General features: G+C 54.7%; 20 protein-coding genes and 1 pseudogene. 10 read left to right on the forward strand and 11 right to left on the reverse strand.

Annotated elements, in window-relative coordinates; translation table 11 throughout:
- Both otnK and PMI22_RS05100 read right to left on the reverse strand, forming a co-directional pair.
- Window positions 1-749: 3-oxo-tetronate kinase (gene otnK / locus PMI22_RS05105; protein WP_007948266.1), on the reverse strand; the 749-nt coding region annotated here is incomplete at its 3' end.
- A gap of 118 nt (window positions 750-867) precedes the next feature.
- Window positions 868-1,938: an isocitrate/isopropylmalate dehydrogenase family protein gene (locus PMI22_RS05100; RefSeq protein WP_007948267.1), complete on the reverse strand. Its 1,071-nt coding sequence runs from the start codon at window positions 1,936-1,938 to the stop codon at window positions 868-870.
- 262 nt (window positions 1,939-2,200) lie between these two features.
- Between PMI22_RS05100 and rraA the strand changes: the two genes are divergently transcribed.
- On the forward strand, window positions 2,201-2,683 hold the full coding sequence (gene rraA / locus PMI22_RS05095) for a ribonuclease E activity regulator RraA (RefSeq protein ID WP_007948268.1): 483 nt from the start codon (window positions 2,201-2,203) through the stop codon (window positions 2,681-2,683).
- On the opposite strand, the gene PMI22_RS05090 is transcribed toward rraA, so the two are convergent.
- Complete coding sequence (locus PMI22_RS05090; RefSeq protein WP_007948269.1) at window positions 2,676-3,614, reverse strand: GntR family transcriptional regulator; 939 nt, start codon at window positions 3,612-3,614, stop codon at window positions 2,676-2,678. The two genes, rraA and PMI22_RS05090, sit on opposite strands and share 8 nt — an antisense overlap.
- Before the next feature lie 222 nt (window positions 3,615-3,836).
- On the opposite strand from PMI22_RS05090, the gene PMI22_RS05085 reads away from it, so the two are divergent.
- The 5 genes from PMI22_RS05085 (at window position 3,837) to PMI22_RS05065 (ending at window position 8,579) form a co-directional block, all read left to right on the forward strand.
- On the forward strand, window positions 3,837-4,496 hold the full coding sequence (locus PMI22_RS05085; RefSeq protein WP_007948270.1) for an aspartate/glutamate racemase family protein: 660 nt from the start codon (window positions 3,837-3,839) through the stop codon (window positions 4,494-4,496).
- Window positions 4,497-4,523: 27 nt separating this feature from the next.
- Window positions 4,524-5,312 carry a hydroxypyruvate isomerase family protein gene (locus PMI22_RS05080; RefSeq protein WP_007948272.1) on the forward strand — a complete coding sequence of 263 codons (789 nt, stop codon included), beginning with the start codon at window positions 4,524-4,526 and terminating at the stop codon, window positions 5,310-5,312.
- Window positions 5,313-5,445: 133 nt separating this feature from the next.
- Window positions 5,446-6,189, forward strand: a complete 744-nt coding sequence (phbB, locus tag PMI22_RS05075; protein WP_007948273.1) for an acetoacetyl-CoA reductase — start codon at window positions 5,446-5,448, stop codon at window positions 6,187-6,189.
- Between the two features lie 119 nt (window positions 6,190-6,308).
- Window positions 6,309-7,643: a CitMHS family transporter gene (locus tag PMI22_RS05070; RefSeq protein WP_007948274.1), complete on the forward strand. Its 1,335-nt coding sequence runs from the start codon at window positions 6,309-6,311 to the stop codon at window positions 7,641-7,643.
- 114 nt (window positions 7,644-7,757) lie between these two features.
- Entirely contained in the window at window positions 7,758-8,579 is an 822-nt protein-coding gene (locus PMI22_RS05065) for a DeoR/GlpR family DNA-binding transcription regulator (RefSeq protein ID WP_007948275.1), read from the forward strand.
- Window positions 8,580-8,851: 272 nt separating this feature from the next.
- Here the strand turns inward: PMI22_RS05065 and PMI22_RS32155 are convergent.
- The 8 genes and pseudogenes from PMI22_RS32155 to PMI22_RS05035 form a co-directional block, all read right to left on the reverse strand.
- A pseudogene (locus tag PMI22_RS32155) lies at window positions 8,852-8,971 on the reverse strand (DinB family protein); the annotation flags it as partial.
- Between the two features lie 117 nt (window positions 8,972-9,088).
- Window positions 9,089-10,291, reverse strand: a complete 1,203-nt coding sequence (locus tag PMI22_RS05060; protein WP_007948276.1) for a pyridoxal phosphate-dependent aminotransferase — start codon at window positions 10,289-10,291, stop codon at window positions 9,089-9,091.
- Window positions 10,292-10,469: 178 nt separating this feature from the next.
- A complete protein-coding gene (locus PMI22_RS05055) occupies window positions 10,470-13,958 on the reverse strand; it encodes an indolepyruvate ferredoxin oxidoreductase family protein (protein WP_007948277.1) in 3,489 nt (1,162 codons plus the stop codon).
- A 201-nt stretch (window positions 13,959-14,159) separates the two neighbouring features.
- Entirely contained in the window at window positions 14,160-14,666 is a 507-nt protein-coding gene (locus PMI22_RS05050) for a RidA family protein (RefSeq protein WP_007948278.1), read from the reverse strand.
- A gap of 56 nt (window positions 14,667-14,722) precedes the next feature.
- A complete protein-coding gene (locus tag PMI22_RS05045; protein ID WP_007948279.1) occupies window positions 14,723-15,118 on the reverse strand; it encodes a c-type cytochrome in 396 nt (131 codons plus the stop codon).
- Between the two features lie 14 nt (window positions 15,119-15,132).
- Window positions 15,133-16,662, reverse strand: coding sequence for a flavin monoamine oxidase family protein (locus PMI22_RS05040; protein WP_033049647.1), 1,530 nt, complete (start codon window positions 16,660-16,662; stop codon window positions 15,133-15,135).
- 362 nt (window positions 16,663-17,024) lie between these two features.
- Complete coding sequence (locus tag PMI22_RS31475) at window positions 17,025-17,216, reverse strand: hypothetical protein (RefSeq protein ID WP_157214459.1); 192 nt, start codon at window positions 17,214-17,216, stop codon at window positions 17,025-17,027.
- A 134-nt stretch (window positions 17,217-17,350) separates the two neighbouring features.
- Window positions 17,351-18,376 carry an AraC family transcriptional regulator gene (locus PMI22_RS05035; RefSeq protein WP_007948282.1) on the reverse strand — a complete coding sequence of 342 codons (1,026 nt, stop codon included), beginning with the start codon at window positions 18,374-18,376 and terminating at the stop codon, window positions 17,351-17,353.
- Window positions 18,377-18,688: 312 nt separating this feature from the next.
- On the opposite strand from PMI22_RS05035, the gene PMI22_RS05030 reads away from it, so the two are divergent.
- Genes PMI22_RS05030 through PMI22_RS05015 form a run of 4 tightly spaced genes read left to right on the forward strand, consistent with a single transcriptional unit; the run spans window position 18,689 to window position 23,036 of the window.
- Complete coding sequence (locus PMI22_RS05030; protein ID WP_007948283.1) at window positions 18,689-20,197, forward strand: CoA-acylating methylmalonate-semialdehyde dehydrogenase; 1,509 nt, start codon at window positions 18,689-18,691, stop codon at window positions 20,195-20,197.
- 51 nt (window positions 20,198-20,248) lie between these two features.
- Window positions 20,249-21,022 carry an enoyl-CoA hydratase gene (locus PMI22_RS05025; RefSeq protein WP_007948284.1) on the forward strand — a complete coding sequence of 258 codons (774 nt, stop codon included), beginning with the start codon at window positions 20,249-20,251 and terminating at the stop codon, window positions 21,020-21,022.
- Window positions 21,023-21,048: 26 nt separating this feature from the next.
- Window positions 21,049-21,939: a 3-hydroxyisobutyrate dehydrogenase gene (gene mmsB / locus PMI22_RS05020; protein WP_007948285.1), complete on the forward strand. Its 891-nt coding sequence runs from the start codon at window positions 21,049-21,051 to the stop codon at window positions 21,937-21,939.
- A gap of 2 nt (window positions 21,940-21,941) precedes the next feature.
- Window positions 21,942-23,036 carry an enoyl-CoA hydratase/isomerase family protein gene (locus tag PMI22_RS05015; RefSeq protein WP_007948286.1) on the forward strand — a complete coding sequence of 365 codons (1,095 nt, stop codon included), beginning with the start codon at window positions 21,942-21,944 and terminating at the stop codon, window positions 23,034-23,036.
- The last annotated feature ends 10 nt before the right edge of the window (window positions 23,037-23,046 follow it).

A 23,046-nucleotide genomic window follows, 5' to 3' on the forward strand; every position in this document is an offset into this window, starting at 1 on the left:
AGTACCGATGCCGTTTCGGACTGACCGAGCTTGCCTGCACGACGGAAGTTTTCAGGTAGACCCAGCGCAACGCCAGAACCGCCGGTAACCAGTTTATGGTCCGCTACGGCAGTGCCTATCGCATACAAATCTTCATCATCGATCGCATCGACAATGGCATAACCTCGACCTTGGGCAATGAGGCTATTGAAAGCCGTGGAAATGGCTTGCGCGCCCTTGTTTACGACCGAATGTGCAACAAGACCTACCGGTTTGAGCGTCTGCTGCTGCAACACCCGAACCAGATTGGAATCGGTCATTGGCGTCAATGGATGATTACGCATGCCGGATTCGCTCAACAGCACATCGCCGACGAACAAATGACCGTTAAAAATCGTCCGTTTGTTCTCCGGAAATGCAGGACACGCCACAGCGAACGAGACGTTCAATGCTTCAGCAAGTGCATCGGCGACAGGGCCGATGTTTCCGCGAGAGGTCGAGTCAAACGTCGAGCAATATTTGAAAAAAAACTGTTGGCAGCCTGCCGCACGCAACCATTCCAGCGCTTCAAGCGATTGGGTAACGGCTTCTTCCGGGCTGACGGTACGGCTTTTCAGGGCAATGACGACAGCATCGATGTCGTCAGGCAGTGGCCCTTGCGGCACACCGATCACTTGTAGCGTGCGCATGCCGCCACGTACCAGCGTACTGGCCAAATCCGTACCGCCGGTGAAGTCATCAGCGATGCAACCGAGTAGTAATTGACTCACTGTGGTCTCCTCGTGCCCTCCTCCTTTGGATATCCAAAAGGAGAACAGGCGTTTTCTTGTTATAGATCCGCAACACTCCAGATAACGGGCGACATGCCTGGCATGCCGCCCGTTTCAATCAGCCCAGAATGGCTTTGGCTACCGCTTCGCCGAACGCTTTGGTACCGCTGGAGCCGCCCAGATCAGGCGTGCGTTGCTTAGGATCCTGCAGCACAACATCCACAGCCTTCTCCATTTCCAGGCCGGCCTTGATCAGCGCTTCTTTGTTGTGCTGCTCGCCCATCCACTGCAGCAGCATGCCAACGGACAGAATCATCGAAACCGGGTTGGCCTTGTCCTGACCGGCGATATCCGGCGCAGAGCCGTGCTGGGCCTGGGCGCAGCAATGAGTGTCGCTGGCCATCATGGAACCGGCCAGCCCCAGGCTGCCCGACAGTTCACTGGCAAGATCGCTGATGATGTCGCCGTAGAAGTTGGTCGCGACCAGAACGTCGAAGCGTTCAGGGCTACGTACCAGGTGGGCAGTGGAGGCATCGACCAGCAGATCGTCCAGCTCGACCTCCGGGAAGTCCTTCGCTACATCGCGAACGCACTCGAGGAACAGACCATCAGTCATGTGGAAGCTGTTGGCCTTGTGAATGGCGGTGACCTTCTTGCCACGCTTCATAGCCAGCTCGAATGCACGGCGGGCGATACGCTCGCTGCAATGACGCGTGATTTTACGAGTGGATAAAGCCATATCCGGAGTCGGCATCACTTCGCCCCAACCGCGGCTCATGTTGCGATCTGGATAAAAGCCTTCAGTCGCTTCACGCATGATCACCAGGTCCATCGTCTTGCCTTCCTTCATGTTGGAAGTCAGGAATGGACGGGTACGGGCAGGACGTACGTTGGCGTAGAGATCCAGGCCGATACGGAAACCGGCAGAAACGTTGCGACCGCCTTTTTCAGGCACTGGATAGTCGGCGTGCGACTGGGTGCCGAGAATGATGCCGTCGTAGCCTTTGGCTTTTTCCAGCACTTCATCACGCAAGGTGGTGCCGTATTTATCCAGGCTTGTGAAACCGACATCGTCGTAATCGAAGCTCAAGCCCAGATCGAATTTTGTGTTGGCAGCCTTGAGCACCGACATCGAAGATTCAACGATTTCTGGACCAATACCGTCACCAGGAAGAACCAAAATACGCATCGCATACCCCTTACTTATTGTTTGAGCTGAATTTTTTCGAAGCCTGTGCGTGATGAACCGGCCCCATTTATGTACATCGTAAATACAAAGTACAATATTGGCGAGACGAAGTCCTTAACCTTTTGCTCCCGTTCGTCCTGAGACGTTATGGGGAGCAGTAGCGCTATCGCCCTCGACAGATTGCATTTTATTGCATGAATATTCAGTTTGTGCAACCTTTACGCTCAACGGTCACCCAATTCGCTTTCCCAGGAGATCCTGCATGACAGTTAAAACCTCCGATCTTTGCGATCAATACCCAGACTCAATTCGCGTACTGGCCCCAATTTTTCAGGACTTTGGCGGCAAAAATGATTTCGAGGGACGCGCCTTCACCCTCAAATGTTTCGAGGACAATTCCCGGATCAAGGAAATAAGCAGTCTGCCGGGGCACGGCCGGGTGTTGGTGGTGGACGGAGGCGGCAGTGACCGCTACGCGCTGTTCGGCGATGTGATCGCTGAAGATCTGGTCAAGAACGGCTGGGCCGGTGTGATGATTTACGGTTACATCCGCGACAAAGCGGCATTACGTGACATGCCGATCGCCATCAAGGCACTGGGCACATCACCGCGAAAGACCGTCAAACGAAACGAAGGGCAGATTGGCATAACGGTGGAATTCGCCGGGCACACCATCGCCGATGGCGACCAGCTGTTCGGCGATGATGATGGCGTGGTGTTGTTAAACGAGCTGAGCGCTAGCTGACGACCGATATCTCAAGGCTGCGCTGGTATTCCAGCTCATCCTTGGCCTCTTTATCAGTTTTTTGCCGCCCGACCACATCAAGGTGGTTGCGTAGAAATTCCGCCGCCTCCTCTCGCTGTCCACTTTCGATGAGATCAAGAAGATGGATGTGTTCTTTACATTGGTTGATCAGGCGAGGCCGATCCACGTTGGCCTTGTAGGCCATGAAACGACGCAATTGGTTCTGGCGGCGGATTGCCTCAAGAAAAAAAGCGTTGCCCGAGCAGCGCACCACCAGCTCATGAAGCTGCGAACCGATCTGGAACAGCTGCGATCGCGACAAGGTGAAAATGTCGCCATCGAGCAGTTGCTGCTGGATTTCCCGCGCTTTGGCAAACGCTGGCTTATCCACCTCGTAACCAGGTTCCAATACGGCGGCCGGTTCGATTGCCATGCGAAAACGGTAGCTCTGAATATGGGCTTTGGAGTCATGCAGAAAACTGTTGATCTCCCACCCCTGCCCAGGCTTGCGCTCAATCATTGCCTCATTGGCCAGTCGGGTCAGAACCTTCATGAGCTGCCCTCTGGGCACCTCATATTTGCGCATCAATTCGGCTTCAAAAAAAGTCGTGGGAATGTCACCACGCAAGACGTCGTCAACAACGCGCAAGTAGAAGTCTTCAAAGGGATCGACTTCCAGAGGGAGCTTGCGACTGTCGATTCCTCGCGCGTCAGCCGTCAGGAAATAACCCCGGTTCGGCTCCTTGGTCGCCAGACCCAATTCGGCCAACAACGCAAAACCTCGTCGAATCGGAGACCGGGACACTCCCAACTCCTTGGCAAAAGACTCCTCACGCAAAGGATCACCAGCGCGCATCGACCGGGCCCTGGCCATGTCGATGATCTTGGGTGCCAACTGCTCCGCAAGGTCTTTCTTAATCTTGGGCTTCATTTTGGCTGGTTCGCCCACCAAGGGTTGTTGAAGAGTCGATTCTGCTGAATTCATGGAAACCGGTAATCAGAGGAGTATGACGTGCATAGCCCGGTATGGAGTGATTACACCCGAATCCAAGCTTTAAAGAAAAATAACACACCTGATGCACATCAACACGCCAGTGACAATTCAGGGCTTCACCGTACACCCACTTGACCTACAGTAACGCAGGAAACCGTCATGACCGCCCCACGCATCTATCTGATCCATGCAACGCCAGTAGCCATAGACCCCATCACTGAGGCGTTCACACGACTTTGGCCTGAGGCCAGGCTGGCCAATTTATTGGAGGATTCACTCTCTAGCGATTTGGCCGAGGCCGGTGAGCTGACCCCGGACTTGAGCCAGCGGTTCTTGAAACTCGCGACCTACGCCGCAGAGGCCGGTGCTGATGCGATCCTGTTTACGTGCTCGGCATTTGGTGAGGCGATCGACTTGTGCAAGCGCTCGCTGAGCATTCCGGTGCTTAAACCGAACGAAGCCATGATCGAGGCGGCCCTTCAACGCACAGCAAGAATCACCATCCTTGCGACATTCCAGCCGGCCATTGCATCGATGACCGAGGAATTTTTAGCCCACGCGGGACAACTGGGCGTCGATATCGAGCTCGACACCCTTGTTTGTCCAGAAGCACTCGCCGAACTGCGCAAGGGAAATGCTGAACGCCATGACGCGCTGATCGTCGATTCAGCTCGCTCCCCAACCAATAGCGAATTGTTGTGCTTTGCCCAGTTCTCCATGACCAGCGCAGCACAACAAGTGAGTCAAGTGAGTGGCCTGCCCGTACTGACAACACCCGACAGCGCCGTGTTGAAGCTGCGCGACCTTCTCAAAGCCTGATGCAGATTGAAGATTCAAGGAGTCCCCATGACCAGGTTGAACGCACACATCGGCTTCCAGTTTACAGAATTGCCTTTCCTGGAGCGGTTCTCGGCAGCGGCCAACGCAGGTTTTCGAGCGGTCGAGTTTCCCTCCCCCTACGAATACGAAGCACCGCAAATCGCAGAGCTTCTCTGCGAGCATGAACTGCAGATGGTGCAGTTCGCCGCGCCATCGGGGCCAACCAAAGGCACTACCGGCATTTGCAGTTCAAAAGAAGCATTTCGATCTGATCTGATCAAAGCCGTCGAATATGCAAATGCACTCGATTGCCGAATGGTTCACCTGATGTCAGGAGTGTCGCAGGCTGCACTTGGGGTCATTGCCGATAGCAGCATTTACCGACGCAATCTGAAGTACGCCGTTGAGTTCTTGTCTGGAGAAGGCATCGAGCCTTTGATTGAAGTCATAAGCTCAAATGAAGTCCCAGGTTACCTGATGAGCCGATACGACTTCGCCGAAGAGATGCTTCAGACACTGCCCGGCCTTGGACTGATCCTGGACACTTACCACACCGAGCTTCTAGGCGAGGATTGCTTGCGCAAGCTCAATCAATGGTGGTCGCGGGTGAGTCACATCCAGGTCGCCGACTTTCCCGGCCGCAACGAGCCAGGCACAGGCAACATCGACTTCCCAAAACTGCTCTCCATGCTTGAAGACCGGGCCTATCAGGGCTGGGTGGGTTGCGAGTACCGCCCTCGCACCTCGACTCTCGATGGGCTGGAAGAACTCCGGAGGATCATGAAGCCGCATCCTCACGAGGATGACCGTTGGTAAGAAATCGTTTCTTTTTGAAGAAATTGTACTGCGTAATCTTGCAAAACAATTTCGAGTGGAGTTTATTAGCCCTCAGTAGCCCTCGAAGGTTGCAGGCAATACTCCCAACAAAAAACACAACAGGAGTTTACGCATGAGCAAAAAGATCGCATTTGTTACTGCAGGCATGGGAAACCTGGGGACTGCAGTTTGCCAACGACTGGCACGTGACGGGTTCACCGTCGTCGCAGGATGCGGCCCAGAATCCCCCCTGAAGGACACCTGGCTCGCCCAACAAAAGGAGCTTGGTTTCAACTTCATCGCTTCTGAAGGTAGCGTTGCTGATTGGGAGTCCTGCCAAAAGGCTTTCGATCAAATCAAGAAAAATGTCGGCCCTGTTGACGTTCTGATCAACAATGCCGGTACTGCTCGGAATGTTGTATTCCATGACATGCAGCCCAATGACTGGGCTACCGTCATCGACACCAATCTCAATTCGCTATTCAACGTAACCAAACAGGTTATCGATGGCATGGCCGAACGAGGCTGGGGACGAGTGATCAACATCTCCTCTGTAAATGCTCAACTGGGCCAGGTAGGTCAGGTCAACTACTCCACTGCCAAATCCGCAATTCGAGGCTTCACTCGCGCACTGGCACGAGAAGTCGGCTCCCGTGGGGTCACCGTCAATACCGTCTCTCCTGGATACATCGCCACTGCCAAGCTCAAGTCCGTCACCACGGCGGACGCGATGGATCGCATCATTCAGGACATTCCGACTCGTCGCCTGGGAACACCCGAGGAGATCGCAGCGGTGTGCGCCTGGCTAGCCTCCGATGAAGCCGGTTACGCAAACGGTGCCGACTTCTCGCTCAATGGCGGCCTTCACATGAGTTGATACTCGTGTGAGACTCAGCGGCGACCCGCTGGATCAAACCAAAAATACAGCGGGAACCTTGATGCGCTTTTTGCGCAGATCCCATAAAAACAATTGTACTTTACGTCAAGGTGATACAAATGCTCTCAATACTCGGCTACGGCATGATCGTGACCTTCATGGCACTGATCATGACCAAGCGGTTGTCACCGTTGGTAGCGATGACAACAGTTCCGATCGTTTTCGCACTCATGGCAGGCTTCGGTCCGGACATGGGCAACATGATGATCGATGGCCTGAAAAAGGTAGCGCCAACCGCCGTCATGGTGATGTTCGCGATCCTCTACTTTGGCGTGATGTTCGATACAGGCCTGTTCGATCCGATCATTCGCAAGTTCATCAAACTGATCAACGGCGACCCGATGAAGGCGGTCGTTTTCGCGACCCTGCTGGCAGGCATGGTGTCGCTGGACGGCGACGGTTCGACAACCTACATGATCACCGTCACGGCGATGCTGCCTCTGTTCAAGCGACTCAGACTCGAACCCTTGTCACTGACCTGTGTAGTCATTCTGGCGGCAAGCGTGACAAACCTGTTGCCATGGGGCGGCCCACTTGCACGCGCCGCAGCTTCCCTGCAGGTCGATACGTCCGAGCTGTTCATCCCGCTTATTCCCGTTATGGTAGTGGGCTTCCTCGGCGTGCTGGCGCTGGCTTACTTCATCGGTATTCGCGAGCGTCAACGTCTCGGAAGACTGCGCCTGTCAGTGGGTGCTGCTGCCACCGTTTTTGACGATGAGACTGACGAAGGTCTGCCATCGATGTCAGACGAAAATGCCGAACTGCGTCGTCCAAAACTGTTTTGGTTGAACGCGGGTCTGACGATTGCTTTGATGGCTGGCCTGGTGGTGGAAATATTGCCACTTTCCATTTTGTTCATGGTCGCGTTCTCCGTCGCATTGGTGATCAACTACCCACACATGAACGATCAGCGTCGTCGTATTTCCGCGCACGCTCCAACAGCCCTGAACCAGATTGCGATCTTCCTGGCAGCCGGCATCCTCGCGGGCATTCTCTCCGGGACGGGCATGGTCAACGCGATGTCCGCCAGCTTCCTGGCAATGCTTCCTGCAACCTGGGGCCCGTACATGGCTCCGATCACCGCGCTGGCGAGTATTCCGGGCACGTTCTTCATGTCCAATGACGCCTTCTACTATGGTGTGCTTCCAGTGCTCGCCAAGGCTGCCGAGGTCTATGGCATTACCCACGCTGAAATTGGCCGGGCCTCGCTGGTAGGTCAGCCTGTTCACCTCCTAAGTCCTCTTGTGGCCTCGACCTACTTGCTTTGCGGTCTGGCTGGTGTGGAGTTCAGCGACCACCAGAAATACACCATGAAATGGGCGTTTGCGCTTAGTTTCCTGATCCTGCTCGCTTGCTTGCTACTAGGCTTGTTCCCTCTGGCAGCTAGTGTCTAAGGGAAAGTGAGGAACAACTAGCATCACCGCTGCAAACCAATAAAAAATCCCGGAAACAGAAATGTTTTCGGGATTTTTTCTGTTCGCTCAATCAAATTTCACTTCGGAGCCCGAATGCCAAGTCAAAAGGACATCGCCGCTGAAAGCGCCGCACCGATGATCCCTGAACAGCGTCGTGAATCGATGCTGCGACAGTTGCGCAAGCATCAGGTGCTGAGCGTTCATCAATTGATGGAAATGTTCGACTGTTCGCACATGACCATACGCCGCGACATCGCGCTGCTGGAGCAAGAAGGTCGTGCTTATTCGGTAACGGGTGGGGTACGAATTGCCAGTCAGCTCCACAGTGAACCCAGCCATGAGCTCAAGGCAGTGTTCGAGTTGCCGCAGAAGCAGGCCATGGCCAGGCTCGCCGCCCGGCTATTGCATGCCGACATGACGATTTACCTGGATGCAGGCACCAGCACGCTGGAAATCGTCCCCTACATCAAGGCGCTGTCCGGCGTGACCGTGGTGACCAACGACTTCGGCATTGTCCAGGCACTGATCGAATCGCCCCATGTCACCGTGATTCATACCGGTGGGCAACTGGATCACTCCAATCAATCGTGTGTTGGCGGACTAGCGGTGGCCACATTGCGTCAGGTCGTCACCGATGTCGCATTCATATCCACCAGTTCATGGGATTTGCGTCGCGGCCTCACCGCATCTTCGGCCCTGAAGGTGGAGGTCAAGCAAGCCGCGATGCAATCGGCCTCGCAAGTGGTGCTGGTGGCCAGCAGCTCGAAATACGGCACCTTCAGTATGTACAGGATCGCCGGGCTCGAGCAGTTCGACATCATACTCAGCGATGACGTGTTGTCCCCTGCCGCGGCCGATGGCATCCGTAAGCTGGGTGTCGAATTGTTAATTCCATCGGACAATACTGTGTCCTGAAGCGAAGGGCTCCCGCACTCGGAAACGAAAAAGGTATGGGTTTATTTCCGGAAATTAATATGGGGATGCCCTTTCAATGCACCTCGAAATAAGCAGGGAGGCCAGGGATAGTCGGCCTTGGCTTGATGGCGTCAGACCTAGTGAGGCACGGTTTTCCATTGAGTCTGCGGGCAATGTCGCTAGCCTGATGCTGGATAACCTGTAACAGGCGAGTGCCTATGAACGACTGCTTTTGGCTGTGGATGGGCTTTCATTAAGGGCAGTTTTTGGTCGCTCAGAGTTCCGAGAATAGAACCAAAGAAAGCTTTTCTGTCCGCTGCGAGTTCTTCATCCGACAGCTTTCTGGCTGCTTGATACACCTTTTAATTCATCCACTCGTTGTAGGTCGCCATTAGGCAGATATGACTGGTGCGGCTCTTCGCCTTTACTCTTTGACCACTTCAGAGGACAACCCCGCTCATCCCGAGGTTGTCAGTATGTCGTAGCGCTACCAATCCATGGCTACCAAATCAAACAACCCGGGAGATCTGAGTTACTTTGCTGAGATATCGTTCGATCCGCGCCACAGCTTCTGCCAGTCGTTCGATGCTGGTGGTGTATGAAAAGCGGACGTAGCGCTCCGGCTCATTCGCACCAAAATCCAGGCCTGGTGCAATCGCTACCGACGCGTGCTCAAGTAAGGTCATTGCGAAATCAAAGCTGTTGTCCGTGAATGCGGAACAGTCAGCGTAGATGTAGAACGCGCCTTCAGGCTTGGCCACGATCTGAAATCCTATCCTTGTCAGTTCGGCCGACAGGTAGTCCCGACGGCGCTTGAACTCCATCCGCCGCGTCTCGACTATATCCAGGGTTGCGTGCTCAAAAGCCGCCAGCGCGGCGTACTGAGCTGGTGCGGAGGGAGAAAGAAACAGGTTTTGGGCAAGCTTTTCAATATGCCGGGTGAATTCTTCCGGCACCACAAGCCAACCCAAACGCCAGCCTGTCATCTGAAAGTACTTGGAGAAGCTTTGTACGATCCATACATCGTCACAGCATTGCAGCGCGGTGGACGTCTCAACGTCGTAGGTCAACCCCTGGTAAATCTCGTCGAGTATGAAATGCCCGCCTTTCTCACGGATACAATCTGCGAACGTTTTGATCTGATCCAGACTGAGCATTGTGCCTGTCGGATTGGCCGGAGAAGCAAGTAGCACCCCGGCAGTGGCTTCGCTCCAGTTTTTTTCGATATCCCCAAGCGTCGGCTGGAAATTGCTTTCTTCGCCTACAGGGATCGACTTCGGTACGCCCTCAAAGATACGAACAAAATTGCGATTGCAAGGATAGCCAGGATCCGTCAACAGCCATTCTTTGCCCGGTTCTGCCAGGCAGGCCAATGCGAGCAGCAATCCGCCCGAGGCTCCAGCCGTCACAATAACGCGCGACGCAGGGACTGTTACGCCATATCGACTCTGGTAGTAATCAGCAATCGCCTCTCGCAGTTCAGGGATACCAAGTGCGGGAGTGTACGTAGTTTTGCCATTGGCAATGGCAGCCTGGGCGGCGGCGATGATAGCTGGCGGCGTAGGAAAGTCAGGCTCACCGACTTCCATGTGCACTATATCCCGCCCTTCGGCTTCGAGTCGTTTCGCTCGCGTCAGGATGTCAATGACGTGAAAGGGAGCGACATCGTTCATGCGCGTAGCAACGGACTGTTGATCGATAGTTGTTTTCACACTTTATCCTCCACTGAGATAGATAGGGCGCAAGGCAGACCCTTCAGTCTGAGCCTGCGCCCATTGGTCTCGCCCTCCACTTTCACCCAGCACGTTCTGCTCACCGACTTGGTGGTCACCAAGCGTCAGCAGGCCCATCAGGAAAAAGTAGAAATAGCAGCATCGCGACGTCGAGTCTTCAAGCCACTTTTTTCAGTGCGATCACACGGCCTCGCATGACATCCAACAACACAGCTTCGCGTTGTGTCGCCAGCTCCATGGCCTTGGCCCTGACATGGCCGTATCCGCGGATCTGCTCAGGTAACGAAGCAAGTTCGACCATCGTGTCGTAATGAGAGGAACTCCTGCCCTCTTCCAGCACCGAAAGGATTTCCGCAATAACCGCTTCGTAACGCTGAATCAAAGCGCGTTCCTGGCGGCGCTCAGCGGTGTAACCGAATACATCCAGCGGCGTACCTCGCAACATCCGCAGTTTGGCAAGCACGCGGAAAACAGGAACAATCCATGGTCCAAATTCAGTTTTCTTCGGAAGGCCAGTGTCGGGGTCGCGCCGGGCCAGGAGCGGCGGTGCAAGGTTGAACACCAGCTTGTAGTCACCTTCAAACTGCTGGGAGACACGATCAAGGAAGCCGCTTTCGACATGCAGACGGGCGACCTCATACTCGTCTTTGATCGCCAACAATTTGAAGTAGTACTTGGCCACTGCTTGTGTCAGGTCAGTACGCCCCGCAAACAGCTTCTGCTCAATCTTGCGTACACGCTCCAACAAGTCGGTGTAGCGTTGCGCATAGGCGGTGTTTTGGTACTCCACCAGAAACCTGCGCCGTGTTTCGATCACTTCGTCATTGGACTTTACGGGGGCGGGCGAAACACCTGCGCGCTGCGTAGTTTCTTTTGTGGCGAGCAATTGCTCCACCGCTTTTGGATTCACAGCAGCCTGACGTCCCCAGCGGAACGCTTCCGTGTTCATCTGTTTGGCCGCACCATTAAGATCAATCGCTGATTCAATGGAGGTCGCGGAAAGCGGTATCAGTCCACGCTGATAGGCAAAGCCCAGCATGAACATGTTGGCCGCGATGCTGTCACCGAGTAAAGCGGTGGCAATACGCCCTGCATCGACAAACTCGGTGTGCTCCTGCCCTACCGCGTCGACGATATTGCGGCGAAGATCCTCTGCGGGGTATTCGAGATCTGCGTTGCGAGTAAACGCCCCAGGCATTGTTTCCTGTGTGTTGGCCAGGATGAAAGTACTGCCATGACGCGTCGCGCCCAGGGTTTTGGAGTTGCCCGCAACAATCAGGTCACAACCCAGAACCAGATCGGCGCCACCTGCCGCAATGCGAATGGTCTTGATCGATTGTGGATCAGGGCCGAAGCGCAAATGGCTCCATACCGAGCCCCCCTTCTGCGCCAGTCCGGCCATGTCGAGCAAACCGCAACCTCGACCCTCGAGGTGAGCCGCCATTCCCAGAATGGCACCAATGGTGACGACACCGGTGCCACCCATGCCAGCCACCAGAATGCTGTAGACGCGATCGTCGATGCTTGGGCGAACCGGTTCCGGCAGCAACGGTGCCGTCTGACCTTGCGTTGCGCGCTCGGGCTTGCTCAGGCTCCCCCCGACTACGCTGACAAAGCTGGGGCAGAAACCGTTGACGCATGAAAAGTCTTTGTTGCAGGAAGATTGGTCGATCGTCCGTTTGCGACCGAACTCCGTCTCCAGCGGCTGCACCGATACGCAATTGGACTTCACGCCGCAATCTCCGCACCCTTCGCACACCAGATCATTGATGACGATGCGCTTGGCTGGATCAGGAAAGGTTCCGCGCTTACGCCGGCGCCGTTTCTCAGCGGCGCAGGTTTGGTCGTAGATCAGAACCGAAGTCCCTTCCACTTCTCGTATTTCGCGCTGGACCTTGTCCAATGTATCCCTGTGATGGAACGTCACACCCGCCGGCCAGGCAGTGTCCAGGGGATACTTGTGTGGCTCATCGCTCACCACAACAATCCGCTTCACGCCCTCAGCACTCACCTGGTGGGCAATGGCTGGAACATTCAGCGTACCGTCATGCTTTTGCCCTCCGGTCATCGCGACAGCATCGTTGAACAATATTTTGAAAGTAATGTTTGTGCCGGCTGCCACCGCGGCCCGAATGCCTAGATAACCCGAATGGAAATAGGTGCCATCACCGATGTTCTGGAACATGTGTTTGCGCTTGGAGAAAGGCGCCTCCCCTACCCAAACCATTCCTTCGCCGCCCATGTGGGTATAACCCAACGTTGAGCGCTCCATAGACTGCGCCATCCAATGGCATCCGATGCCTGCGTACCCCTTGCTGCCCTCTGGTAGCACGGTAGAGGAGCTATGAGGGCAACCACTGCAAAAATAATAGCTACGCGCCAGAAGTGCGGTATCACCCTTGACCACCTGGTAAGAGCGCAACTCTTCAATACGATTGCGCAGACTGACATTGTCCCCCAGCTCAAGGAGGCGCTCGCCTAACGCAATGCCTATTTGGTTCGAATCCAGCGCCATTTCCGACTGGAACATCGTTTGGCCTACTTCGTCATGTTTACCGACAATGACCGGAGCATTGGCACGACCGTAAAACTGCTCTTTCAGCTGGAACTCGATCAGACTCCTTTTTTCCTCCACCACCAGAATCTTGTCGAGTCCCTCTGAAAAATGTGCTGCACCTTCAGGTTCGAGTGGCCAAACCATCCCGACTTTGTAGATACGCAAGCCCATCTCAGCGGCGGCTTTTTCGCTGAGGTTGAGATCATCCAAAGCCTGCAATACATCCAGATAGCTCTTGCCATGGGTAATGATCCCCAACTTGGCAGCCGGTGCACCAAGGACAATTCGATCAAGTGCGTTGTGACGGGCGAAAGCGCGAACCGCATTCAATTTGTAGCGGTGTAAACGGGCTTCTTGTGCGTGCGGGGTATCAGGCTGACGAATGCTGAGCCCATCTGGCGGCAGTGCGAAATCCTGAGGAATCTGAATTTTCACGCGATTGATGTCGACATCAATGGTGGCCGTAGCCTCCACCGTGTCCTTGACACACTTCATCCCGACCCAGCAGCCACTGTAACGAGACAATGCCCATCCGATCAGGCCAAAGTCGAGAATTTCCTGGACGCCCGCTGGGCTGAGCACCGGAATCATGGCGTCCACCATTGCGAACTCGCTTTGGTGACATGTGCTTGAGGACTCGCAGGTATGGTCATCGCCCATCAACACGAGAACCCCACCGAGATTTGCCGTACCGGCGAGATTGGCATGCCGAAACGCGTCACCGGTGCGATCAACGCCAGGACCTTTGCCGTACCACATGCCGAAAACGCCGTCGTATTTACCTTCGCCGCTCAGGTGCGCTTGTTGTGCGCCCCAGATAGTGGTCGCTGCGAGGTCTTCATTGACGCCAGGAACAAAAAGGGTGTGATGCTGCTCGAGGTGTTTTTTGGCTTTACCAAGCTGGTCATCAAGTCCGCCAAGGGGCGATCCGCGATAACCGGATATGTAGCCCGCGGTGTTGTGGCCAAGTTGTTGATCTCTCTGCCGCTGCGTCATGGACAGGCGGACAAGGGCTTGAGTCCCGGTAATGAAAATACGCCCTTGAGTGAGGGTGTATTTGTCGTCGAGCTGGACGGTCTTCAGGTTCATCATTCACTCCGCCCCTGTGGTGGGGATTTATTGTTCTACTTCTAAGCGGACTTACCCGTTATGAAAATTACACTCTGTCAAGAGTGTTATTACGCAGCTTTATTAACGCGTAATCAGGCCATTCATTCGGATTATCAATTCAAGTAACTTTTAAAGCGTGGGAGGCGAATGCACTACGCGCTTTTTTACGACTCATTCAAGTCAAGGGCGGACGGCAGAAACTTCTATTTCCACGAGAAACCCAGGGTTCGCCAGACCAGACACCTGGAAGACCGATCGGGTCGGCAGATTTTTTTGAGCTCCCGCACCGAAAAACTGTGTGTAGCCTTTCATGAAACCTGCATAGTCCATCTCGCCGTCATTACTTGCTGTGCCAACCAAATACACTTGCATCTTCACTACGTCGCCGAGTGAAAGACCTAGCCTTTTCAAAGTATTCTCGATACTTCTGAGCGTGCTGACAGTCTGTGCCTCGGTATCACCGTAGGCAGCAATGCTTTTTGGATCGGCCTTACTGTCAATTATGGATGGAACGGCTCCACTGAGATTAACAAGTGTCGCGCTAGCAGGAATTTCGACAGCCAAGGAAATAGGGAAGTCGGAGTTTGGAATTTTGTGGCGAATTACCGAGTCAGCGCTCGCATGGGTGGACAACAGCCCACTCAGCATCGAGACAAGGAATATAGTGCGTGCGTTTATTGTCGACATCAAATGATCCTTTTGCGTGTAAACAATTGGGGCGGCGTAGCACACCCTCACTATGATCAGCGTTGGCTTACAGTTCGGACATCTTCAACCGTGACGGTGTCAGAATAGTTATTTCCAAAGTGAGTGCGTACATAGTCGACCACCCATGCTATTTGTTGGTCAGACATGTATTTTTTGAATCCTGGCATGCCGCCCTGCCCAGACGTCACCATGTAAATGGGGTATATCTTTGCTCCCAGCTTTACGTTTGATGCTAAAGCGGGATAAGCCCCTGCCCCGTGCGAACCCTGGGCTTCGGACATATGGCAGCCCTGACAAACTTGTTGAAACAGCGCTTCACCACTTGTCTGATCAAACGAACCTGAAGTTGAGACCTGAATGGTGTCAGCGGCCAAAGCGGATGCACTGGCCAGCAAGCTCAGCAACAAGCCCGTTGCAAGAAAGTTGTGCATGATGAACTCCGGTCTCAAGCAGCCTTCGGGCTGGCGACAATGTGGGTGTGCAGGCGTTTGATGGCATCCAGCGACGATAGGATTGCACCCTCCATCCACGCCGGGATGTAGGAGGCATGCTCGCCGGCCAGGACAATTCGGCCGTCAATCTGGCAGAGGTTTTTGTAGTGCTGCTGACGAGACTCCTCAGTCCACAAACCATAGCAGCCGTTGGTCCAGGGCACCCGGTGCCAACCAACTGCAATGCCATTCTCGAATTCGCTGGTGTACTGGGGGTGGACTTGGGCGCCGTACTCGACGGCTTTCTGCACGCGCATTTCCGGTTTCATCGCGGTGAATTCATAGGCATTCGGTCCGAACAGGTATCCTCCCAACAAAACACCCTTCCCCGGCTTGCCGTAGTCGGTACTTGGGTAGCTGATCCTACCGATAGGGGTATCGGTGTAGCTAATGCCACCATAGATATGCTCGTCCTGCTCCCAGAAGCGCCGCTTGAACTGGAGTCCAACTTTCACAGAGGCTTCGTAAGGCACAGCACGGATAGCGTTCATCATGGGTGGGCTGACATCGATCGGCAGTTGACCGAGGATCGACAAAGGTAGTGTACAGACGCACCAGTCCGCGGTTTCCTGTAACGGACCGCCAGTGCCATCAGTATTCTGATAAGTCACTGTGACCCCTTTGTCACCCTGCTGAATTCGAGTGATTTTGGCGTTGTAACGAATGAGATCGCCTACCTGCTTTTCGAAGGCTCGAGCGATCATGTCCATCCCTCCCACAGGCTGGAAGATGCTGGTCTGAAATTCGTATTCCTGACCCGTTGCAATGCTTTTCCAGAGATTGGAATCGAGCAGGGCCTTACGATCCAGTGGCTCTGATGGCACCGCTTCAGGCATCAATCCGCCGCCTACGTCTACTGCGAATCCTCGACGCAGACTCGTCTCGAGCGACTTGCGATAGCTGCTGTTAGCGTCCAGTGCACCCCAACTACGCATAACCTCCAGCAAGCGCTCTCGATCTTCTCGAGTCAGGGCCTGATCCAGAGCATTCTGATTGACCGCCTTGCTCAGCAACTCAGCCACATGGCCTTGAAAGTCTGCCTGCACTTCACGATAACGTTGTGGTTTACCGCCGAACGCTTTAGTGGAGTGAACCATGGCGTTGTAGTTGACTTGAACAAATGGCTCAAGAGCGACACCGAACTGATGGCAGTAATCAAGCACTGCGTGGTGGTGGTAGGGAATTCGCCATGGGCCAGGGTTCAGGTATAACCCTTTATCAAACTGGCAATGCTGAGTAGCCCCTCCCAACTCAGTGAATCGATCGCCTCCACGCAATGTCCAGCAACGACCACCAGGCTTTGCATTAAATTCAAGAACCTTGACTTTGTAACCCGCTTTACGAAGCTCGAAAGCTGCGGTCATTCCTGCAAGTCCTGCACCTAGAACCAACACACTGGTCCCCATAGGTGCACCGCTTAATGCAAATGTGCGGTCGTAGTTTGACTCTGCTGCGAAACTCAGCGAATTCATTGCCTGATACATGGCCGCAGCGCCTGCGGTTACACCGATCCAGTTCAGTACTTGGCGTCGAGTTAAAGCCATTCCGTGTTCTTGCATATCAATGCCTCATCAGGATAAAAACCAATGGCAATCGAAAATTTCGGCAATTAACGGGCATCGACGTTTTCTGTTTAATCTCCTTCAGCAGAAGTGGAAACGTCGTGCCAACACCGAGACTTTTGAAGACGAATGGCAGAGTGACCGCTTCTTGGGTGACCAAGTTGACAAGCGGACACTGGAATTTATTTTTATTATCAGAAGGCGCTAACTTTTCCTCTTGCTCATATAGTTGAGCACGTAGCGCCTTCGTTATAGTCTTTTTTATTTAGAATGCTTATGTGATTTCAAGCCGGCGATCGCCACATGTAGTACAACACCATTGTTGAAAAAAAGCCGAAGGCCACGCCAGTTGCAAGCGAGATTTTGTTCCCCATGACGCAACCGAAAGCACCACCTACAACAATGGATAAAAGTAAAAACAGTGTATCGCCACCCTTAAAATCAGGACGAACAACCAAGCTCGAAAAACGATGCACAAAAGCCTCCTACATCAGTGACAATCAGGTAAAGATGTTCAGATGTAAGCTGACTGTATCGCTTGCCCTATCTGTTGGATTGTACGTTTGTAGGTGATGGTGTTTTTAATCAAATATCGGTGTACGTCGTGCGATTAGATCGGTGCGTTGCCCGGGCGCCTATACGCCCCTGGTGTACTGCCTGTCCAGCCACGAAACGCACGGTGAAACACGGCGTTGGAGTCAAAGCCTAAACCCAAGGCGATATGGCTGATAGAGAGGTCGGTGTGTATGAGCTGCTGCACGGCGATATCCCGACGCAACGCATCCTTGACCATCTGGTAACTAGTGCCCTCCTCCTTGAGTCGGCGCGTTAACGTGCGGGTGGAGAGCAACAATGCATTGGCTGCGCTTTGGATGCTGTCGTCACGCTTGAGGTTTGTGAGCAAATACTGACGAACCTGCTGCGCCACCAGACGTTCCTTCAAGGTGGTGAACAGCCAGTAGCGCGGAGCTACCTGCAGGAACGGCAGCAGCTCCGCCTTGCTGCGGCGAAACTGCGTATCTGCCCACTCCACACCAAAGCACAACGCCGTGCAGGGCTGATCAAAGCTGATCGGCGCGGGAAATATATGCATATATTCCGCGGCGTACACAGGCTTGGCAAAGGAGAACATCACACTGTGAAGCGGAATTTCCTGGCCGGCCAGCCACGACGCGACTCCGTGGGCCAGTTTCATCATCAGCTCATGCCCCCAGCGTTGTGCGTTGGCTGTGGAGTCGCGCGCCTCCAGGGAAATCACCACCTGACCCGACTTTTCTCTGTAGTCGAGCTGATAGTCATCGAGCAGCAAGTTCCAGAATCGAGTGAAGCGGTACATGGCTTTGCCCAAGGAGCTTGCATCAAGCAGGCTCGAGCATAGGTATTTGAGGGTGCCGCTACGAATACGACGGGAGAATTGCCCCATCACCTCGTCATCCGTACCCAATGCCACCTGCTGATACAAGCGCACGAATTGATCGTAAGTCACCCGTGCACCTGGCGCCTCCAGTAAGTGGGTTGCAATGCCCGCTGCACTGACGAAGGTCTGAATGTCAGCGGCACTGCTGATGTTCAACGCCCCTTGTAAAAGCCCCTGAACGAAGGTCATGGGCAACGTGTTGTCCACTGGATGATCCACCTGCTTCGCTCCTCTGAGCACAACTGAACTGGCGTGATATGCAAACTAATCGGCGGATCGGGTTATTTCAAGCCCGATGGTGCGCTGGCTAAGCTAGGCCCATATCGCGAATCAAAGCAACCTTGATCGAAAAACGGCTTGAACTAACCCTCAAAAAAAGTGGCCGTTAATGCAAATCAATGGAGGCCGCAGCGCCTTTGTTCAGCCTTCGTTAGATCAAGAAAAGTCCTCAGATTTTGCCACCAACCAAGGACCGGCAAACCGATCATCCCACCTGATAACAAGGGCCTCATCGCCCCGGAAGAAAAAACAATGGCTGACAATAGCGTCCCAACCGTAAAGCTGCTGATCAACGGCAAGCTGGTCGAATCCAAAACCACTCAATGGCGTGATGTGGTCAATCCGGCTACCCAGGAAGTGTTGGCCCGAGTGCCCTTTGCCACCACCGACGAAATGAACGCCGCCGTTTCCAGCGCTAAGGAAGCCTTCAAGACTTGGCGCAAAACGCCAATAGGCGTCCGCTCCCGAGTATTCCTCAAGTATCAGCAGTTGATCCGCGAAAACATGAAGGAACTGGCGGCGATTCTCACGGCCGAACAAGGCAAAACACTGCCGGATGCAGAGGGGGATGTGTTCCGCGGCCTGGAAGTGGTCGAGCATGCCGCCAGCATCGGCAACTTGCAGCTGGGTGAACTGGCCAATAACGTGGCCGGTGGTGTGGACACCTACACCTTGCTGCAACCGTTGGGTGTCTGCGCTGGTATTACCCCATTCAACTTCCCCGCGATGATCCCGCTGTGGATGTTTCCAATGGCCATTGCTACCGGCAATACCTTCATCCTTAAGCCCTCCGAGCAGGACCCGATGGTCACGATGCGCCTGGCAGAACTGGCGATGGAAGCCGGCGTTCCACCAGGCGTACTCAACGTGATTCACGGTGGTGTGGAAGCAGTCAACTTGATCTGCGATCACCCCGATATCAAGGCCGTTTCCTTTGTCGGTTCGACCAAGGTCGGTACACACGTTTACAACCGCGCCACGTTCAACGGCAAACGTGCACAGTGCATGATGGGCGCGAAGAACCATGCAATCGTCCTGCCCGATGCGAACAAGCAGCAGACGCTGAACAATTTGCTTGGCGCTGCATTCGGTGCGGCCGGCCAACGCTGCATGGCCCTGCCTGTTGTGATCCTGGTCGGCGAAGCGCAGAGCTGGCTGCCAGACCTCATCGAAAAAACCAAAGGCCTGAAGATCAGCGGCGGCGCCGAGCCTGGCACCGATATTGGCCCGGTGGTGTCCTGTTCGGCACTGGATCGAATCAGCAGCCTCATCGCCACTGGCGTTGAGCAGGGCGCAACGCTTGTGCTGGATGGCCGCAATCCAGAGATTGCGGGCTATGCCCAAGGCAACTTTATCGGGCCGACCATCTTTTCCGACGTCACCACAGAAATGGCCATCTACCGAGAGGAAATCTTCGGTCCGGTGCTCTGTGTATTGCATGCCGATACCCTGAATGATGCCATCGAGCTGATCAATGCCAACCCAAATGGTAACGGCACTGCCCTCTTCACCCGCTCAGGCGCGGCTGCCCGACACTTCCAAGAGGAAATTGATGTCGGTCAGGTCGGGATCAACGTGCCGATCCCGGTCCCAGTCCCACTGTTTTCCTTCAGTGGCTCACGCGCGTCCAAGCTCGGCGACTTGGGTCCGTACGGCAAGCAAGTGGTGCAGTTCTATACCCAGACCAAGACCATCACCGAACGCTGGTTCGATGAAGACGAGGTCAGCGGCCCAGTCAACACCACCATCACTCTGAAATGAAGCAACAGGCCGGCGCCATTTGCGCGCCGGCCTGATCTGGGAGTCTGCGTCATGCAATTTGAAACTCTGCTGTTGGAAATCCACGAACGCGTTGGCCTGATCACCCTGAATCGGCCGAAGTCACTTAATGCCATCAATAGTCAGGTGATCGCAGAGCTGAACCAAGCCTTGGACCACCTGGAAAAAGACCCGGCAATTGGCTGCATGGTCATCACCGGGTCCACAAAAGCCTTCGCCGCGGGTGCGGATATTAAAGAGATGGTGGAGTTCACCTATCCCCAAGTGTTCCTCGATGATTTCTTCTCTGCTGCCGACCGTATCGCCAGCCGACGCAAGCCGTTGATCGCTGCTGTTGCCGGCTATGCCTTGGGGGGCGGTTGCGAACTGGCACTGATGTGCGACTTCATCTATGCCGCCGACAACGTCCGCTTCGGTCTGCCGGAAATCACATTGGGTGTGCTTCCAGGAATCGGTGGCACACAACGTCTTGCCCGCGCAGTGGGTAAGGCCAAAGCCATGGAAATGTGCATGAGCGGTCGCCAAATGGACGCCGAAGAGGCCGAGCGGTCTGGCCTAGTCGCCCGCATTTTACCGGTCGACAGCCTGCTGGACGAAACGCTCAAGACCGCCAGGGCGATTGCTGAGCGGTCGCTGCCGGCGACCATGCTGGTGAAGGAAAGCGTCAACCGGGCCTTCGAGTCCAGCTTGAGCGAAGGCGTGCGCTTCGAACGTCGGGTATTCCACTCAATCTTCGCCACAGCAGATCAGAAGGAAGGCATGGCAGCCTTCGTCGAAAAGCGTCCAGCACAGTTCAAGCACTGCTGACACCCGCCCATTAACAAGGAATCACCATGAAAATTGGCTTCGTAGGACTCGGCAACATGGGTGGGCCAATGGCCCTGAACCTGATCAAAGCTGGCCATGTAGTAACCGTATTCGACTTGTCGGCAGCCTCACTGGCGCGTCTGGTTGAGGCAGGGGCCGCGGCCGCGGAATCTCCAGCTGCCATCGCCCAAGGCGACGTAGAGCTGATCATCACCATGCTGCCCGCTGCTGCACATGTGAAATCCGTTTACCTGGGCGCCGAAGGCATTTTGGCTCACGTCCGCCCCGGGGTTTTTCTGATCGATTGTTCGACTATTGATCCACGCACTGCTCGTGAAGTGGCCAAGCAGGCGTTCGGAAATGGTAATCCAATGCTCGACGCTCCCGTCTCCGGCGGAACCGGTGGCGCAAGTGCCGGGACCTTGACCTTTATGGTGGGTGGTTCAAGCGCTGACTTCGACCGTACTTGGCCGATTTTGGCGGCGATGGGCAAGAACATCGTGCACTGCGGCGATTCCGGCAACGGCCAAGTCGCCAAGGTTGCCAACAACATGCTGCTCGGTGTCTCGATGATTGCAGTTTCCGAGGCCATGGCGCTTGGCGTTTCTCTGGGGATGGACGCTGGTGTGTTGGCCAGCATCATCAATACTTCCAGCGGTCGCTGCTGGAGTTCGGACACCTACAACCCCTTCCCTGGCGTACTTGAAAACGCGCCTGCGGCTCGTGGATACACCGGCGGCTTTGGCACCGACCTGATGCTCAAAGACTTGGGACTTGCCAGCGAAGCGGCCCAACAGATCGGCCAACCGGTCCTCCTTGGTGCGTTTGCCCAGCAGCTCTATCAAAGCTTCAGCGCACAAGGCAATGGCAGCCTGGATTTCTCCGCCATCATTAACATGTATCGCAAGGGCGCCTGAACATGAGTGATGTCGAAGCGTCTGTTCTGGCTGCAGTACGCAACCGCATCGGCCACCTGACACTGAATCGTCCGGGCGGTCTCAATGCGTTGACGCTGCCTATGGTCCGTCTGCTCCAGCAGCACCTGCGAACCTGGGAGCAGGACCCGAACGTAGTTGCCGTGGTATTACGCGCAGCGGGAGAGAAAGCATTTTGCGCTGGCGGAGACATCCGCATGCTTTACGAAAGCCATATGTCAGGTAACGGTCTGCATGAGCTTTTTCTCGAAGAAGAATATGCGCTCGACGAATACATCCATAACTACTCAAAGCCCCTTCTAGCCTTAATCGATGGTTTGGTTCTCGGAGGGGGCATGGGGTTGGTGCAGGGGGCAACCCTGCGGGTTATCACCGAACGCACGCGCATGGGCATGCCCGAGGTGGGTATTGGATTTTTCCCCGACGTCGCTGCCAGCTATTTTCTGCCACGTTTGCCTGGCGAGTTGGGGATTTATCTGGGGGTCACCGGAATCCAGATACGCGCCGCAGATGCCCTTTATGCAGGCCTGGCCGACTGGTGTATCACCAGTTCCCAGATCCCCGAACTGGATCATTGTCTCAACAACATGAGTTGGACAGACCAGCCACTATCGGCCTTGCAAGCGCTACTCGCCACACTGGGCGTCAACAAGTTCCCAGGTTCGGAGCTCAAGGCGATGCAGCCCGCCATAGACCGGCACTTCGCTGAACCTGATCTTGCCTCGATTCGTGCGGCACTCCTGGCAGAGCCCTCTCCCCAGTTCCAAGACTGGGCAGAAGAAACCGTTGATGTACTGGACAGCCGCTCTCCGCTGGCAATGGCCGTCACTCTGGAATTATTACGCCGTGGTCGGAATTTGTCCCTGAGCGAATGTTTTGCCCAGGAACTGCATCTGGATTACCAGTGGTTCGACAAAGGCGATCTGATGGAAGGCGTACGTGCCCTGATCATCGACAAGGACAAGAACCCGGCCTGGAATCCACCGACCTTGGCTGAGCTTGACCCGGCACGGGTAGAAGCATTTTTCAGTGATTTCAAGTCCACCACCTGCGCGCCACAGCGGCTTGTCACTGTTTGACCCCTTGATA

The sequence above is a fragment of the Pseudomonas sp. GM21 genome (genome assembly GCF_000282215.1).
Classification (GTDB): domain Bacteria; phylum Pseudomonadota; class Gammaproteobacteria; order Pseudomonadales; family Pseudomonadaceae; genus Aquipseudomonas.